Origin of the sequence: Ferrovibrio terrae (assembly GCF_943371255.1) — a bacterium.
GTDB classification, from domain to species: domain Bacteria; phylum Pseudomonadota; class Alphaproteobacteria; order Ferrovibrionales; family Ferrovibrionaceae; genus Ferrovibrio; species Ferrovibrio terrae_B.
On record NZ_CALRUC010000003.1, the window covers coordinates 60420 to 77395 of the forward strand.

Below are 16976 nucleotides of genomic sequence, written 5' to 3' on the forward strand. Positions count from 1 at the left end.
CGATGCTCACACTGACCGCGACACAGGCTGCCTGGGCTGCTGCATCAGGCAGCGCCGTTGGCTTCGCCCTGGCGCTGGTGGGTGGCGGTGGCTCCATCCTCGCCGTACCGGCTCTGCTCTATCTGGTTGGGATCACGGATACCCATCTGGCGATCGGCACCAGCGCACTGGCCGTAGCGGTGAATGCGTTTGCCAACCTGGCCATGCATGCCCGGCGTCAGGCAGTGAAATGGCGTTGCGCCGGCGTCTATGCCGTCAGCGGTGTCTTCGGTGCCGCCCTGGGCTCCAGTCTCGGCAAGCTGGTGGATGGTCGTCATCTGCTGCTGCTCTTTGCTGCCGCCATGATCGCCGTCGGCATCGCCATGCTGCGGCCCAAGGCGGCCGGCGGCGATCCGGATATACAACTGAATGCCCGCATCCTGCCAAAGCTGGTGATCCTCGGTCTGATCACCGGCCTGGTCAGCGGCTTCTTCGGCATCGGCGGCGGGTTTCTGGTGGTCCCTGGACTGATGCTCGGCAGCGGCATGCCGATGCTGAACGCCGTGGCGGCGTCGCTGGTATCTGTCGGCAGCTTCGGTCTTACCACTGCGGCCAATTACGCCTGGTCCGGGCAGGTACACTGGATCGCCGCCGCGTGGTTTATCGGTGGCGGGCTGGCCGGTGGCATGATCGGCCTGCGGATGGCCTCCTATGCCGCATCCCGCAAGGGCCTGCTCAATCGCATTTTTTCCGGCCTGATCTTTGCCGTTGCCGCCTATGTCGTCTGGCGCGCCCTCTGATCAACCGCCATAGAGCCAATCGTTGCCAGCATAGGCCTGCTCTTTCGTCCGGCCGCCCAGAGCCATATTGCGCAATTCGCGCACCGGACCGGTGGCGTGATAAAAATCGCCGTAGACACGCGCCATCACCTGCACCCGCGCCGTGCGCAGGTAGCGTTCCTGCTGATAGGCCAGAAATGCCCGGTTGGGATCGCTGATCGACTGCGCCAGCTTGTCGGCCAGGCAGACGGCATCCTCAATCGCCATGCAGGCACCCTGCGCCAGATACTGCAGCATCGGATGGGCCGCATCGCCCAGCAGCACGACGCGCCCCCTGGTCCAGTTCGCCACTGGTTCGCGATCGCACAGCACCCACATGCGCCAGGCCTCGATCTTGCCGAGCAGCTTGTGCACCTGCGGCTGCTGGTTCTGGAACCGCTCGTTCAACTCGGCCACATCGCCGAAACTGTTCCAGCCTTCTTCGTAGCGATTGGAGTGGAATACCGCGACCAGATTATAGAGTTCGCTGCGGCGTAACGGATAATGCACCAGATGGGTCTTCGGACCGGCCCAAAGCACCACGTTATTCTCGAACTGGCCCTGCGGCACCTCGGCCACCGGCAACACCGCACGATAGGCGATATGGCCCGAAACCCTTGGCTTGCCATCGCCAACGATCTGCTCGCGCACCTGCGACCACAGGCCGTCGCAGGCAATCATGCTGCTGCCCTGGATTGTCTCGCCATCGGCCAGCGTCACCGTCACGCCTTCGCCGCTGTCAGCCCAGGCGGTCATCTTGGCGCTGGTGCGCAGGGTGATTCGTGTCTGCGCCAGGCAGGCCTGCAGCAGGGTGTTGTGCAGGTCGGCACGATGGGTCACCGCGTAAGGCATGCCCCAATGGGCACGGGCCTGATCGCCCAGTGGCATGCGGGTGACTTCCTCGCCCGTCAATGCGTCGCGCATGATCAGGTTCTGCGGGAAGACCGCATCGGCTTCGATGGCGGCGCGAATGCCAAGGGCCTCAAAACGGCGGAAGACATTGGGCCCGAGCTGAATGCCGGCACCGACCTCGCGAAATTCAGCCGACTGTTCAAGCAGCACCGAGGACAAACCCTTTAGCGCCAGCGCCAAAGCCGTCGCCAATCCGCCGATGCCGCCGCCGATGATAATGACCGGACGATCCTGTGCCGCTGCCATGGCCCCTCCCCGTTTTTTTTGTGTGCTGAACTGCCTTTTGGCTATTTAATCAGTACACAGATTATACTGAAATGTCAAGCAATTTCTGCCGTCTACGCACTATCTCAAATAGAATCTGGTGGAATTTCTACCGCTTTATGCATTCAATAATCGATATTCCTGATCGCTGCAGTGGGGACACGTCATGCTGTCATTCAAAAGCTGGGGTATCTTGTGGAAGATCATGGCGGTGATCGCTGTGTTACTGGCCGCCATGGCCGCCAGTGTCTGGACCGGCTACCGCGGCCTGCACGAACTCTCCGCCGACATCGCCGAACTCGAACTGCAGGCCAAGCGGGTCGAGAATGCCGGCCGCGGCACCGCCAATGCCCTGAGCTGGATTCGCATGGTCGAATCCATCCCGCATGCCGCGACGCCGGCTGCCCGCAACGAGCTTGCCGCCAAGGCTGCCGACGAACGCCGCCGTCTGGGTGTGCGGATCGACAATCTGAAAGGCCTGCTGCACGCTCCGGATGCACAGCAGCGCCTCGCCGCCATGGTGCAGGCGGTACAGGCTTATGAGGCCATCCACCGCACAGTGCTGCAGCTGGCCGAACAGGGCGATGCGGCAGCGAGCCAGCAGGCCGCCGTGCGCGGTGTGGCACAGGCCGAGGAAATCCGCGCCCGCATCCGTCCGATGGAAGACGCGATCTCCAAGGAGATCACCGAATTCAGCGCCAAGGCCCGCGAAGACGGCGAGCGTGCCACCGCTTTCATGTTGATCCAGTCGGGCATCGGCGCGGCCATCGGCCTGGGCCTCGCCATCCTGATCACGCTGGCAGCGATCAGCCGCCCGCTGCGCCGCATGATCAGAGGCATGGAACGCCTCGCCCAGGACGACCTTGACATCGAAATCGTCGATGATGGTCGCCGCGACGAAGTCGGCCTGATCGGCCGGTCTCTGCTGGTCTTCCGTCAGAACGCCATCGACAAGCGTAGCGTCGAAGCCAGTGCCGAAGCCCAGCGCACTGAAACCGAACGCGAGCGCAATGCCCGCGAGGCGCGGGAGCGCCAGGCCATCGCCGAGATATCCACCCTGTGCGAGCGTGTCGCCAGCGGCGATCTGGCCGGGCGACTGGAGGAAGCCGACAAAGATGGTTTCCTGCTCACCATCAGCCAGCAGCTCAACAGCCTGACCAACACCCTGCAGCAGATGACCCGCGAGCTGGCCGATGTCACCGGCGCGATGGCCGAGGGCAAGCTGACCCGCTCTGTCGACGGTGCCTATAGCGGCGTCTACGGCCAGTTGAAGGATAGCGTCAATGCCATGGCCGGCAAGCTGCGGGATTTCGCAGCGCGGCTGGCCGAGACCGCCCAGGTGGTGCGCAATGCTTCCGCCGAAATCTCCACCGCCAGCCAGGATTTGGCCCAGCGCACTGAAAGCCAGGCCGCCTCGATTGAGGAGACGGCTGCCTCGATGCACGAGATCACCACGACCGTAAAGCAGAATGCCGACAATGCCGAAGCCGGCAATCAGATGGCCGCCACCGCACGCAATGCCGCCGAACAGGGCGGCACCATCATGAGCAAGGTGACCGGCGCGATGAGCGGGATCGAAGAAAGCGCCCGCAAGATCGGCGATATCGTGTCGCTGATCGATGAAATCGCCTTCCAGACCAACCTGCTGGCACTGAATGCCTCGGTGGAAGCTGCCCGCGCCGGCGAGGCCGGCAAGGGGTTTGCCGTCGTCGCGCAGGAGGTCCGTGCCCTGGCGCAGCGATCCGCCGACGCATCCAAGGACATCAAGACCCTGATCAGCGCCTCGAACAGTCAGGTGAAGACCGGTGCCGATCTGGTTGGCCAGGCCGGCCGCTCGCTGACCGACATCATGGAATCGGTGAAAAAGGTCTCTGATATCGTCGCCGAGATTGCTTCCGCTTCGCGCGAACAGGCAACGGGACTCGACCAGATCAATACCGCTGTCGGCCAGATGGACGAGATGACCCAGCGCAACGGCGCCCTGGTGGAGGAGACCTCCGCCTCGGCCCAGCAGCTCGCCACCCAGGCGCACCAACTGGCACAGCTGGTCGGCTTCTTCGATACCGGCCGGCGCTGAACGTGGTGCCCTTCCCGACTCGGAGCCGCGTATAACGCGACTCGCTTTACCCGTTTGACAGGCCCGGTGTGACGCCGAATGATCGACTTTGGTCGAAGACTCGGCGGCACGATTCTGCCTGCATAACAAAAAGCCGCCCGCCCCGACCGCTCGCACTCGCAGACGAAAACAAAGGGGAGAAATCCAATGGCACAGTCAGATGGCGGCTTCCTGTCGCGCTGGACTCTAAAGACCGGTGGCGTGATCGCGCCGGACGAACGCCTGCCCATGGGACAGACGATTGCGGTTGGCCTGCAGCATGTGGTTGCCATGTTCGGCGCCACTGTGCTGGCGCCGCTGCTGATGGGCTTCGATCCCAATGTCTCGATCCTGTTCTCGGGCATCAGCACGCTGATCTTCTTCTTCGTTACCGGCGGCAAGCTGCCGAGCTATCTGGGTTCCAGCTTCTCCTTCATCGCCGTGGTGATCGCGGCCTCCGCCTATAGCGGCGGTGGCGCGAATGCCAATATCGGCGTGGCGCTCGGCGGCATCATTGCCGCCGGTGCGGTCTATGCCATCATCGGCCTGATCGTGATGAAAGCCGGCCATGGCTGGATCGAGACCCTGATGCCGCCAGTGGTGACCGGCGCCATCGTCGCCGTGATCGGCCTCAATCTGGCGCCGATTGCCGTGAAGGGTATCAGTGCCAATGGCTTCGACGCCTTCATCGGATTGCTCACCGTGGTCGCCGTCGGCGTCATCGCGGTTTATACCAGCGGCACACTGCAACGCCTGCCGATCCTGCTCGGCGGACTGGTCGCCTATATCGTCTATGCTGTGCTGGCCAACGGCGCCGGCATGGGCAAACCAATCGATTTCAGCGGCGTGATGAATGCCGCCTGGATCGGCATGCCCAACTTCACCGCACCGGTCTTCGAGGCCGGTGCCATGGCGCTGATCGCACCCGTCGCGATCATCCTGGTGGCGGAGAATCTGGGTCATGTGAAGGCGATCGGCGTGATGACCGGGCGCAATCTCGATCCGCTGCTGGGCCGGGCCTTCTTCGGCGATGGCATCGCCACCATGATCTCGGGTGCCGGCGGCGGTACCGGCATGACCACCTATGCCGAAAACATGGGCGTGATGGCAGTCACCAAGATCTTCTCCACGCTGATCTTCATCGTGGCGGCGCTCTTCGCCATCCTGCTCGGCTTCTCGCCCAAATTCGGTGCCCTGATCCTCACCATCCCGGGCTCGGTGCTCGGTGGCCTGTCCCTGGTGGTGTTCGGCCTGATCTCGGCCACCGCCGGGCGCATCTGGGTCGAGAACAAGGTCGATTTCTCGAATGCCCGCAACCTGATCACGGTGGGCGTTGCCCTGACTGTGGGGGCCGGCGACCTGATGCTGAAATTCGGCGGTTTCTCGCTGGGCGGCATCGGCACCGCCACCTTTGGCGCCATCATCCTGTATCAGATCCTGAACGGGCGCAGCAGCCAGTAGTCAGGACTCGACACGATAGGCCGCGGCGGAAACAGTTTCCGTCGCGGTTCTTTTGTGGCCTGCCGGCGCGTATGGTTCTGCCCCGGTAAGAGAATCGCTCAGGAGACGCAGACGTGGATGTGAAAGACAGCAACGGCAACCTGCTTGCCGAAGGCGACAGTGTCGTCCTGATCAAGGATCTGAAGGTGAAGGGCGCCAATGCGACCCTGAAGCGCGGCACGGTGATCAAGAATATCCACCTGACCGACGACGCAGAGGAAATCGAGGGCCGCACCGACAAGATAAAGGGCCTGGTGCTGAAAGTCTGTTTCGTGAAAAAGGCCTGAGCGTCGCGCGGTTTTATTTACCCGAGCAGGCGCGCGACGCAGCGCCGCACGCCGTCCTGCCAGGGCGGCATGCGGATACCATACACCGCCGCAATCTTGCCGGTATCGAGTACCGAATTGGCCGGACGCTTTGCCGGCGTTGGATAATCGGCCGTGGTGATCGCTTCTACCGGCACGCTGCGCCCACCCAGACTGTCCGCTACCGCCATGATTTCACTGGCCAGGCCATGCCATGTGGTGGCGCCTGAACCGGCGAGATGAAAAACACCGAAAAGCCTTGCATCGCCGGGCGCAGCCACAAGCCGTTGCGCCATGGTCAGCACGGCGGCCGCAAGATCGGGCGCATAGCTGGGCGAGCCGTGCTGATCGGCCACCACCCGCAGGCTGTCGCGTTCGACACTGAGCCGCAACATGGTACGGACGAAATTGGCGCCGAAGGGACTATGAACCCAGGCGGTGCGCAGGATCACGGCCTGCGGTAAAGCCGCCAGCACCGCCTGCTCGCCCGCCAGTTTCGAGTGCCCGTAAACACCCTGCGGGTTGCAGGCGTCATCCTCGCGATATGCACCCGCTTTGCTGCCGTCGAAGACATAGTCGGTGGAGACATGGATCAGCGGCAGGCTGCGCCGCGCACAGACCTCCGCCACGGCCGCGGCGCCATCGCGATTGATGGCGAAGGCCAGGTCGGGCTCGGATTCCGCCCGGTCGACCGCCGTATAGGCCGCGGCATTCACGACAAGATCGATGGGCATATCCGCCAGGGCGGCAGCAACCGTTTCCGGCGCGACGAGGTCAAGCTGCGGCCGGCCGATGCAGATGATATCCACATCGTCGCCACCCAGTTCGGTCAGAGAACGTGCAAGCTGCCCCTGTATTCCGATGACGGCCAGACTCAGCCTGGACTGGCGCAGCATGGCCTCAACCTTCGTGCCTGCCGTTGGTGACAATCAGCGGCGGCAGCGGGTAGTAGGGCGGCAGCACCTTGGCTTCAGCCAGCAGCGGCGCGGCCAGGTCTTTCTTGGCAATGATCGGATCCTTCAATTTCCAGTCGATGCCGATGGCCGGATCGTTCCAGCGGATCGCATGTTCGCAGCTGGGATCATAGGGCGCCGTGCACTGGTAGAGGAAATCGGCCTGATCGCTCAGCACTGAAAAGCCATGGGCGAAGCCCGGCGGAATCCACAGCTGCTGGTGATTGTCGCCGCTCAGGATCGTGCCGGTCCAGCGACCGAAGGTGGGTGAGCCTTTGCGGATATCGACGGCAACATCGAATACCTCGCCCGCCACCACCGTCACCAGCTTACCCTGGCCATGCGGCTCCTGGTAATGCAGGCCGCGGATCACACCTTTGCGCGAGCGCGAGAAATTGGTCTGCACCGACGGCACGCCAAGCCCCTGGTTCAGGTAGCGGGGCGCATTCCACAGCTCCTTGATAAAACCTCGGTCGTCAGAAAACGTCTTCATCTCGATGATGAAGACGTCGGGCAGATCGGTGGCGATGATGCGCATGATATATCCTGCCCGGCCTAGCGGTCGCGGCCTTCGTTAAGGATGCGGCGCAGATACTGGCCGTAGGCATTCTTGCTGTACGCGCCGGCGAGATTTTCGAGTTGCGCGGCATCGATATAGCCCTGTCGCCACGCGACTTCCTCCGGAGCGGCGATCTTCAGGCCCTGGCGCTTCTCCACCGTGGCGATGAAGTTGGAGGCCTCCAGAAGGCTGTCGGGCGTACCGGTATCGAGCCAGGCAAAACCGCGACCGAACAGCTCCACCTTCAGTTTTCCGCGCTGCAGGTAGACATTGTTGAGGTCGGTGATTTCCAGCTCGCCGCGCGCCGAAGGCTTCAGCGTAGCGGCAATGTCGCAAACCTCTTTGTCGTAGAAATACAGGCCGGTCACTGCCCAGTTGGTCGGCGGGTTCGTCGGCTTCTCGATAATCGCCTTCGGCTTCTTGTCAGGGCCGAGCTCCAGCACGCCATATCGCTCCGGGTCAGCGACCCAGTAGCCGAAGACCACGGCGCCATCCTGAATGCGGGCCGCGCGGCGCAGGACATCACCAAAGCCTTCGCCATAAAAGATGTTGTCACCCAGCACCAGGGCGCAGGCTTCGCCATTGATGAAGTTGCGCCCGATGATGAAGGCCTGCGCGATGCCGTTCGGCTCCAGCTGCACGGCATAGGTGATGGCGATGCCCCACTGGCTGCCATCGCCCAGCAGGTTGCGGAACGCCACCTGGTCGCGCGGCGTGGTGATGATCAGGATCTCGCGGATGCCGGCCAGCATCAACGTGGTCAGCGGATGATAGATCATCGGCTTGTCGTAGATCGGGATCAGCTGCTTGCTGGTCACTGCCGTTGCCGGATGCAACCGGGTGCCCGCGCCGCCCGCCAGAATGATGCCCTTCATCGCCGTCCGTACCTTTTCTGCGTCACTGTCGCGCTGCGGCCAGCGGCTGTGCCACCGCCGTGCGGACCGAGTCTATCACATAGCTGATCTGGGCGCCGCTCATGCCGGGCCAGATCGGCAGGCTGATCGTCTGGGCCGCGATCGATTCCGCCACTGGGAAAGCGCCCCGGCCATAGCCCAGATCGGCATAGGCCGGCTGCAGATGCGGTGGCGCCGGATAGTGGATCATGGCCTGCACACCCGCCTCTGCAAGGCGGGCGATCACCGCATCGCGCTGCGGGTGGCGGATGGTATAGAGATGCCACACCGCTTCCGCCCCTTCCGTGATGACCGGCAAGGTGACGCTGTTCAGATCCGCCAGCCCCTCGCTATAGGCCCGGGCGATCTGGCGGCGCTGGGTGTTGAGGGCATCGAGCTGCGGCAGCTTGACGCTGAGCAGCGCGGCCTGCAGCTCGTCCAGCCGCGAATTGCAGCCGGCAACCTGATGCTCGTATTTGCGCTCCGAGCCGTAATTGCGCAGCAGCCGCAATCGCGCCGCCAAACCGGCATCATTGGTGACCACGGCACCGCCATCGCCCAGCGCACCGAGATTCTTGGTCGGATAGAAACTGAAGCCGGCGGCAACGCCAAGCGTACCGGTGGTGTGCCCGCGATAGGTGGCACCATGAGCCTGGGCGGCATCCTCGATCAGATGCAGGCCGTGCTTGGCGGCCAGCGCCTGCAGCGGTGCCATGTCGGCCGGATTGCCATACAGATGCACGGCAATCACCGCCCTGGTGCGGCTGGTGATGGCAGCCGCCACGCGGGCCGGGTCGATATTGCAGGTGGCCGGATCGCAATCGACCGGCACCGGCCGTGCCTGGGCTCGCGACACGCCGAGCCAGGTGGCAATAAAAGTATGTGCCGGTACGATCACCTCGTCCCCGGCGCCGATCCCCAGCGCCTCCAGCGTCAGGGTCAAAGCATCAAGGCCGTTGGCGACACCGATGGCGGTCTGCGCACCGCAATAGCGCGCAAAGGCTGCTTCGAATCCCTGCAGCGCCTCGCCCATGATGAAATGGCCGCGCTGCAGCGTGCTGCGCCAGGCATCGTTCAGCCCGACCTCGATACCCGCATGGGTCGGACCGATATCGAAGAACGGGATGGTCATCGCGCGCGGCATCGTTCGCTCACTCATTGCGGCACAACCGACAGCTCGTACCAATCATGCACAAGCCCGCGGGCACCGAAAGCCTCTTTGCTCTCGATCAGGCCGTAATTGAGAGTCCGCCCCTGGTCGATGGTGGAAACGCCAAAGCTCAAGAAGCGATGGCCGGTATAAGGCCCAGTCAGCAGATGGTCGAGCAGGAAATCCAGTGCACCAATGGTTTTGCCTTCCGGCGTGCTGGCCATGTACTGGGTATGGAAAACCGGTTTGTTGTCATAGACCACGCAGCCGGCCAGCATGGTTTCACCCTGGAAGGCGCCATAGAGCAGGATCTGTTCGGGAAAGCGCGAACTGAGCAGCTGCATCTCGGCCACGCTATGGGCCGGCGTCACGCCATGCCGTGTCTCCAGGATGGTCGCCAGCATGGGAATGAAGGTGGCGTAATCCTGCGACAGCCGCACCTCCAGGCTGTTGCGCCGGGCACGGGAGATATTCGATTTCTTGCCCTTGGTGTATTTCAGTCCGCCTTCGATGAACAGCGCCGAAGACAGATCGCGACGCGTCAGCACTGCGCCATTCAGGGTCAGGGCATAGAGGTCTTCCTGCGACGGCTGCGTCCAGAAGACATACGGGATCGGCTTGTAGACCAGGCGCTGCAGACCGGCCTCGCGCATGAAGCCGATCAGCGCCTGGAAACAGTCCAGCATGATCGCGGCCGTCATATCCATGCCGAACAGCATGCCGCCATAGGTCAGCCCCTGATGGCTGTGCAGGCTGCCATCGCGGCTGTTGGCCGGCAGGATTCCGACCAGATCGCCATCGCAGTAAAACAGCAGCGAGCAATCCTCGAAGCGGTCGGCATGGTAATCCATGTAATCCCGCTTGAAGATGAAATAGCCATTGCGTGCGCGCGCGACAAAGCCGTCCCATTCGGCCTTGCAGTGCGCCGCGTAGCGAACGACCTTAATGCGCGATGAGCTCTGCATAGCCAAAGCCATCGACCCCCATGTCGTTGCCGTTATAAAACATCCAGATCCTGCTGCCGTAGTGGATCACGCTGGGATAGCACAGATGCCGTGAATCCCAGCCGTCATCCGACAGGCCGATGCCAAGCTGGGAATCATCGCGGTTCCAGTGCACGCCATCGCGCGAGGTGGCATAGCCCGGCGTGTAATCGCCATCCACGCTGCCCTTGGTGAAGATCATCCTGTAGCCCGCCTCACCCAGATAGACGCGCGGCCGGCCGATGCGGTATTCGCGGCCCGCCGGCGGCAGGCAGAGATCGCCGGTGGTGTCGAAACGGATGCCGTCCACCGATGCCTGGTGGCGGATATGGTACTGCGGGTAGAAGCCACCCTTGATCGGTTCCCAGCCACTGCCGGCGGCATACCAGATGCGCCAACCACCGGTCTTGTCGGGCATGGCCGTATGCACGGCGCGGATGAACAGGCCTTCATCGGCACGGTCGAGCACCGGTGCCGCCTGCGCGCGCTGAAAAGAGTTTCCGCCATCAGTGCTGAAGGCCAGTCCGGTGAAGGCCAGGAATTTGACCCGTGCCACGATCTGGAAACCGACGTAATACATACGCAGCCGATCACCATCGGCCACCACATCGCCCAGGATCACGCCATTGTCGTCGAAACAGCCGGCCATGCCGATATCCAGCACCGGCTCGCGCGATACGGCGACAACGACAGACGGATCGTCGGCCCGCACATCGACAAATCCGATACGCGAACGCCCCTCGCCATCGCGAAACCCGCAATAGACGCGGATGATATCGCCGATCAGCACCGGGGTCGGCGTCAGGCAGCTATGCCTGGCCCAGGAGGAGCTTCCATCCGGACCGTAAATCAGACCGCGCTTCTGCCACTTCATGTCGCACTGTCATCCGGAACTTTGAAATAGCGCCGCGCCGGCACCTTTGAAGGCGGCGTGGCCTCGACGCCGAACAGCTGGTTGTCCTCGGTGCTTTTCAGGATGACGCTGGCGGCACCGATCCAGTTATCGCGGCCGATCTTGACATGATCGGCCAGCGTGGCATTCACACCCATGAAACTGTGTGAGCCGATCTCGCAATAGCCCGGAATCATCACATGCGAGGAGACGAAGCAATAGTCGTTGATTGCCGAACGATGGCCGACATGATTGCCGCTCCACAACACCACGCCATTGCCGATCCGCACATGATGCTGGATCACGTTATTCTCGAAGATGAAGACATTGTCGCCCAGCGTGACATTACGCCAGACGAAGGCATGCGAGCTGACATAGTTGGCCAGCGTATAGCCCTTGGCGCGGGTAATAGCGCAAAGCCGCGCCCGCACGCGGTTGAGCTTGGTATAGGTCACCGCCACATGGGCCTGGCAGCGGTCAGGCGGGAACTGGGTTTCGATATCCTCCAGCGCCACCACTGGCAGGTCGTACATGCGATCCTTGGTCAGGAAGCCGCGCTCGGCGGCGAAACCAACGACGCGGAAACCGGAATCATGGGTGAAATACTCATAGGCGATCTCGCCGAATTCGCCGTCGCCGACGATCACCAGATCCTTGGTCTTGTCCATCGCGCCCTCCCTGCCGCAGCCGGCTCACGGCACCGGAATGCCAAGCGCCGCCCATTTCGCCACCGCCGCCTTGCGGAAGGTGGCGTGGTCGCGGAAATAGTCGCTTTCGTCATAGACCGTGGACGCCATCACCAGGCAGACGCCGCCGGACGAGAAATTGTTGATCACGCGCCAGACCATCGGGCCGATCAATACACCCTTGTGCGAGCGGTTCAGGAAGATCGATTCCTGCACGCGGCCATCATCGAGATGCAGGCTGAAGCTGCCCGAGGCGGCAACAATAAGCTGCGACAACACCTTATGGGCATGCCCGGCACGCTCGGACCCCGACGGGACGTCATAAAGATAATAGACGCGGGCGATGTCGAAGGGCACCTGCCGGCCGCCCTCGACAAAGGTGAGGTTGCCGCGCGGGTCATGCACCACCGGCAGATCGACGACCGTCCAGCTCTTGCCGTCGTCCATTACCCGTCTCCTGGCTGCTGTAAAGTCGGCATGGTTTTCCGCACTTTACCGCATAAATGGTTAACGGTTTTTTGCAGCTTGCAGCTTCAAGCTACCGGCAAGGCCAGCCCGGCACGGCGGAAAACGTCGAACAGCTGCTCCCGCAGCCGCGCCACCGAATAGTCCCGTCCGACCCGCTCGCGCGCCTTGGCCAGGATGGCCTGCCGCCGGGCGGGGTCGCCCAGGAGGTCCGGCAGTACGGTGGCCCAGTCGGCGTCCCTGACCAGCAGCGCGGCACCATCGGCACAGCAGTCGCGATAGATCGGGTGGTCGGAGGCGATCACCGGCAGGCCAGCGGCCGTGTATTCGACCCATTTGGTATAGGTCTTCATGCGGGTGAAGGGATTGTCGCACAGCGGCGTCAGGCCAAGCGACCAGTTGCGGCGCTGCAGATCGGCCAGATAGTCGTCATAGGCGATGAAGCGGCGCTCATGCCGCACGCGCTCGCCAAAAGGCAGCAAAGCCTCGGGCAGATGTTCCAGCGAGCCGATCAGCTCGAACCGGGCCTCGGGAAACCGCTCCAGTGCGGCAACAATGCCGGGCAGCGCCAGTTTCAGATCCTCGTTATGGCCCCCGCTGGCGGCATAGCCGAATACCGGCGATGCCTCTGCTGGCGCCGGCAACGGCAGCAGATCGACGGCCGCGCAGATCGGACCGACATGGCTGTTTGCCACGGCGATGCCGAGTGCGAGCATGCGGTCACGCAGGGCTTCGGTGCTGAAATAGGAAACCGAGGCCAGTTCCATCTGCAGGCGCAAAGCCTGCAGCCGCTTCGGATGGTTGTAGTAGGCCACCTTGTCGGCGCCCTGGTCGGCCGAGACTTCCATCAGGTTGTCGTCAAGATGAAAGACGAATGGCAGGCCGCGCTGGTGGCTGGCCTGCATGAAATCGGCGGCCAGCGGCCCGTTATAGCGACTGGAGAACACCAGCGCCGGCTGCACCTTGTCGAGAATGATGCCGGCGAGCGTCGGCGCATCCATGCCGGGCGGGGCGCCCTTGGCGATCTGCGCCAGCGCATCCTGGGTCAGCATCTGGATGTTGAAACCGGCCAGGCCCTGCAGCGGACGCAGCAGATGGATCGCCAGTGTCGGCGACACGCTGGTGGCCAGCGCCAGGATGGTCAGCGGCGCTGCAGCGGACTGGGTCACGCCGTCGCCGCCTGCAAGTCGCGTGCGACATCGAGCCAGCGCGCCGCGATCGCCGGCGGGCTGTAACGGCCCTCGACATAAGCCTGACCGGCGCGCAGCCGCGCCAGCGTCACGGCCGGATCGGCCAGCGCAGTGGCAATGGCGGACGGAATCAAATCATCCAGGCCGATATAGTCACCGAGGCTGCGATAGCTCTCCAGCGGATGCGCCACCACGGCGCGTCCGGCCGCCAGTGCCTGCAGCGCGCGATTATTGCTTTTCCCCTTCGACATCAGCGAGCCGGCATCGAAGGGCAATACGACGAGGTCGCAGGCGGCCAGCGCCGCCTCCAGCACCGGCACCGACCAGGGCTCATGGGTGATGCCAAGCGCGGCCGGATCGGCGGCGCCGAACACCTGGCGACTTTCCACCGTCGGCAGCTTCTCGCAGACCAGATGCAGCCGGCAGGGTGTGGTCGCGCGAATCTTCGGCAGATCGTCATGCACCAGCTGGCGCAGGGCGGCGATATGCGCCGACAGAAACCCGAACCACAACAGTTTCAATTCGCCAGCCGGGGCAAATTTCGCCTCCTGCCGTGCCACTTCCACCACATCCTCGATCACAAAGACCGGACGGGCATTTCGCAAGGCGGTACGCAGCAGGCCGGCCAGCGCCTCGGTCGGCGCGGTGACGGCATCGCAACGCGCGAAAATCGCGTCCAGGATCACGCGATAGGCCTTGGTCTGTTCGGGACCGAGCGCCTTGGCCATGGCGTCCAGGAATTCGGCGCTGAACTTGAAATCGGAAACATCGATCACCACCCGGCCGCCTTCAGCGCGAATTTTGTCGATCTTGTCCAGCAGCACCGAGATGACATTGGCCAGCATCAGGATGTCATGCTTGGGCTGGTGCAGCACCAGCAGGTCGAGTCGGGTATCGAAATCCGGGCGGAACAGGTCCATGACCGTGGAGACTTCGGCGCGCACGCCATCCCGCTGCATCTGCTGCACGGGGATGAAGCCGCGATAGCGCGCGCTGGCCAAGTGGCTCATCTGGGCCACCGGGGCATGGGGCACGGCATTGACCGCAAAGACGACACGCATGGGCTGGCTTGGTCCCCCGATTCGCAGCGTCAGGAGTATACCCATTCCGCCGGGCGCAGCGAGGCGCCGGCTGCAGAATCGGCCCTAGTCGCCGGATTCCCAAGGGGAAACCGGCAGGCGCGACCTGTCAGCCCGCCGCCGCCTGGATTGCCGCGCCGGCGCCGATATCGGCAATATCGCCCACCACGCGCGCCCGCACGCGCATTGCATTGCCCGGCAGATAGGCGATCGGCAGATCCTCGATCTCGACCAGCTTCAGCGTGCCGGCATCCGCGCCGCCATGGACAGCCTTCTGTTCGGCCAGCTTGCGTGCCTGCGAGAGGGCTTCATCCCGGCTGAGACCGCTGAACACCTGGTCGATTTCACCCGAAACCTGCGCGATGGCCGCGCCCACCGCATTCGCCACCGAGGAATGTTCGACATGCAGCACCCGGCCCACGCCGGCGAGCTTTTCCGGGATCAGGAAAGCGCCACCGCCGGCCGCAATCAGGGTGACATCCTCGGCCTGGGTCTTCATGCGATCGATGCCCTCTTCCAGCATGTCGCGCATCCGTATGAGAGCATCATCGACCAGGCTGCGCGGCAGATGCCTGACGCGACTCTTGTCGCCAAGATCGATCAGGCCCGCTGCCACGCCGATATCCGTGCTGGTCAGCGTGGTGCCGCCAAACACCAGTGCTTCCTGCGGCAGGCGGAACCCGACGCTGCGCGGACCGACGCTGAACGGCTTTTCATTGATCAGCGTGCCGCCGCCCAGACCCAGCGACAGCAGGTCGGGCATGCGGAACAGGGTGCGCACGCCGCCGATCTCGACGACATTGTTGGCCTCGCGCGGGAAGCCGTGCACCAGGCAGCCGATATCGCTGGTGGTGCCGCCGACATCGACCACCATGGCGTCTTCAAGACGGGTGAGGAAGGCCGCACCGCGCATGGAGTTCGTCGGGCCCGAGGCAAAGCTGTAGACCGGGAACTGCGCCGCCACCTCGGCCAGCATGACGGTGCCGTCATTCTGGGTCAGATAGAACGGTGCGCGGATACCAGCGCCGGCCAAAGCCGCCTTGAAGGCATCGGTTGTCTTGCGACCCAGCTCGACCAGACAGGCATTGAGCAGCGTGACATTCTCACGCTCCAGCAGGCCGATACGGCCGAGCGTATGCGACAGCGTGATGGCGACCTCTGGATAGACTTCGCGCACGATCTCGGCCGCGCGCAGTTCATGCTCCGCGGTCAACGGGGAGAACGTGGCCGAGATCCCGACCGAGCGGATGCCGGCATCGCGAATCCTGCGCGCCGCGTCCCGCACGGCCTGCTCGTCCAGCGGCATGAAAATACGGCCATCATATTCATGGCCGCCCTCGACCATGAAGATCATGGGGTCGACGGTCTCGCGCAGATCCTGCGGCCAGTCGATCATCGGCTCCAGCGACTGCGACGCCGGCAGGCTGACGCGGATGGCGGCGACGCGGATCAGGTCGCGCCGCTGCACCACGGCATTGACGAAATGCGTGGTGCCGATCATCACGGCCTCAACGCCGGAAACTTGGCTGCCAGCCTTTTGCAGCAATTGCTGCAGGCTATCCACCACGCCGGACATCACATCCTGCGTGGTCGGCGCCTTCACGGCCGCCACCACTTTGCTGTCTTCAACCAGGACGGCATCCGTATTGGTGCCGCCGACATCGATGCCGATGCGTTTCATGCTGCAAATACCGATTTGAAGTCGATGTCATATCCGAAGGCGCGCGGGCCGACATGCTGCAGGCCCTTGCTGGTGGTCAATACAGCCGGGGCCGGCAAGGCGATCACCGTGACACGCTGGCCATAGCGCAGCGTTTCTGTGCCGATGGCATCGCCCGATACCGTGTCCAGCACGCAGATCAGATCCGGCGTCATCACCTCGGGCTTGCCGTTGACGGTGCCGACGGTGAATTCATTCTGGAAATCCAGAATCATGCTCCTGCCGCGATTGCCGTCCAGGCCCTCGATGGTGGCCTTGCCACGCAGGAAACCTTCGGTGGCGCGGCGCTGCACATCGGAAATCTTGCCCTTGAAAACTTCCTTGCCGCCTTCAAGCGCGAGCACTGCGGCAATCGGGTCGCTATGGGCCTTGCGTGCCTTCAGCACGGCCTCGCCGATGCGGATCGCCTTGGTGGTCGTGTAATGGATGCCCCACTGCTTGACCTCCTTGCCGCTGCGCGGCGCCTTGCAGGTCGAAGCGATCGAGCCGACCTCGACGCAGATCTTGCGGCTGATCCGCTCCATCCACTTCCA

General features: G+C 63.3%; 16 protein-coding genes and 1 pseudogene. 4 read left to right on the plus strand and 13 right to left on the minus strand.

All coding sequences use genetic code 11. From position 1 onward, the window contains the following. Positions 1 to 2: 2 nt before the first annotated feature. Positions 3 to 779: a sulfite exporter TauE/SafE family protein gene (locus tag AAG799_RS01545; protein ID WP_341894026.1), complete on the plus strand. Its 777-nt coding sequence runs from the start codon at positions 3 to 5 to the stop codon at positions 777 to 779. On the opposite strand, the gene AAG799_RS01550 is transcribed toward AAG799_RS01545, so the two are convergent. Next, entirely contained in the window at positions 780 to 1955 is a 1176-nt protein-coding gene (locus AAG799_RS01550; RefSeq protein WP_341894027.1) for a 3-hydroxybenzoate 6-monooxygenase, read from the minus strand. It abuts the gene before it with no gap. Positions 1956 to 2139: 184 nt separating this feature from the next. Between AAG799_RS01550 and AAG799_RS01555 the strand changes: the two genes are divergently transcribed. From AAG799_RS01555 to AAG799_RS01565, 3 genes are all read left to right on the plus strand, one after another. Beyond that, on the plus strand, positions 2140 to 4050 hold the full coding sequence (locus tag AAG799_RS01555) for a methyl-accepting chemotaxis protein (RefSeq protein WP_341894028.1): 1911 nt from the start codon (positions 2140 to 2142) through the stop codon (positions 4048 to 4050). Positions 4051 to 4236: 186 nt separating this feature from the next. Further along, the gene (locus AAG799_RS01560; RefSeq protein ID WP_341894029.1) at positions 4237 to 5529 is read left to right on the plus strand and encodes a solute carrier family 23 protein; all 1293 of its coding nucleotides are present in this window, start codon (positions 4237 to 4239) and stop codon (positions 5527 to 5529) included. Positions 5530 to 5642: 113 nt separating this feature from the next. Further along, the gene (locus tag AAG799_RS01565; protein WP_341894030.1) at positions 5643 to 5855 is read left to right on the plus strand and encodes an alkylphosphonate utilization protein; all 213 of its coding nucleotides are present in this window, start codon (positions 5643 to 5645) and stop codon (positions 5853 to 5855) included. A gap of 17 nt (positions 5856 to 5872) precedes the next feature. Here the strand turns inward: AAG799_RS01565 and rfbD are convergent, their stop codons facing one another. The 12 genes and pseudogenes from rfbD to AAG799_RS01625 all read right to left on the minus strand — a co-directional run. Further along, a complete protein-coding gene (rfbD, locus tag AAG799_RS01570) occupies positions 5873 to 6769 on the minus strand; it encodes a dTDP-4-dehydrorhamnose reductase (RefSeq protein WP_341894031.1) in 897 nt (298 codons plus the stop codon). 4 nt (positions 6770 to 6773) lie between these two features. Further along, positions 6774 to 7364, minus strand: a complete 591-nt coding sequence (rfbC, locus tag AAG799_RS01575) for a dTDP-4-dehydrorhamnose 3,5-epimerase (protein WP_341894032.1) — start codon at positions 7362 to 7364, stop codon at positions 6774 to 6776. A 17-nt stretch (positions 7365 to 7381) separates the two neighbouring features. Continuing rightward, entirely contained in the window at positions 7382 to 8260 is an 879-nt protein-coding gene (rfbA, locus tag AAG799_RS01580) for a glucose-1-phosphate thymidylyltransferase RfbA (protein ID WP_341894033.1), read from the minus strand. Positions 8261 to 8282: 22 nt separating this feature from the next. Beyond that, positions 8283 to 9437 carry a DegT/DnrJ/EryC1/StrS family aminotransferase gene (locus AAG799_RS01585; protein WP_341894034.1) on the minus strand — a complete coding sequence of 385 codons (1155 nt, stop codon included), beginning with the start codon at positions 9435 to 9437 and terminating at the stop codon, positions 8283 to 8285. Further along, positions 9434 to 10393: a hypothetical protein gene (locus tag AAG799_RS01590; RefSeq protein ID WP_341894035.1), complete on the minus strand. Its 960-nt coding sequence runs from the start codon at positions 10391 to 10393 to the stop codon at positions 9434 to 9436. The genes AAG799_RS01585 and AAG799_RS01590 overlap by 4 nt, the downstream gene beginning before the upstream one ends. Beyond that, positions 10371 to 11285 (minus strand): hypothetical protein, encoded by a 915-nt coding sequence (locus tag AAG799_RS01595; protein WP_341894036.1) that lies wholly within the window; start codon positions 11283 to 11285, stop codon positions 10371 to 10373. The genes AAG799_RS01590 and AAG799_RS01595 overlap by 23 nt, the downstream gene beginning before the upstream one ends. After that, positions 11282 to 11971, minus strand: coding sequence for an acetyltransferase (locus AAG799_RS01600; RefSeq protein ID WP_341894037.1), 690 nt, complete (start codon positions 11969 to 11971; stop codon positions 11282 to 11284). The genes AAG799_RS01595 and AAG799_RS01600 overlap by 4 nt, the downstream gene beginning before the upstream one ends. A gap of 24 nt (positions 11972 to 11995) precedes the next feature. Next, positions 11996 to 12436 (minus strand): FdtA/QdtA family cupin domain-containing protein, encoded by a 441-nt coding sequence (locus tag AAG799_RS01605; RefSeq protein WP_341894038.1) that lies wholly within the window; start codon positions 12434 to 12436, stop codon positions 11996 to 11998. Positions 12437 to 12522: 86 nt separating this feature from the next. Further along, a complete protein-coding gene (locus tag AAG799_RS01610) occupies positions 12523 to 13623 on the minus strand; it encodes a glycosyltransferase (protein ID WP_341894039.1) in 1101 nt (366 codons plus the stop codon). Next, a complete protein-coding gene (locus tag AAG799_RS01615) occupies positions 13620 to 14705 on the minus strand; it encodes a hypothetical protein (protein ID WP_341894040.1) in 1086 nt (361 codons plus the stop codon). Before AAG799_RS01615 ends, AAG799_RS01610 begins: the two co-directional genes overlap by 4 nt. A gap of 127 nt (positions 14706 to 14832) precedes the next feature. After that, entirely contained in the window at positions 14833 to 16404 is a 1572-nt protein-coding gene (locus tag AAG799_RS01620; protein WP_341894041.1) for a hydantoinase/oxoprolinase family protein, read from the minus strand. Then, positions 16401 to 16976: pseudogene (locus tag AAG799_RS01625) on the minus strand (hypothetical protein); the annotation flags it as partial. The pseudogene AAG799_RS01625 and the gene AAG799_RS01620, both read right to left, overlap by 4 nt.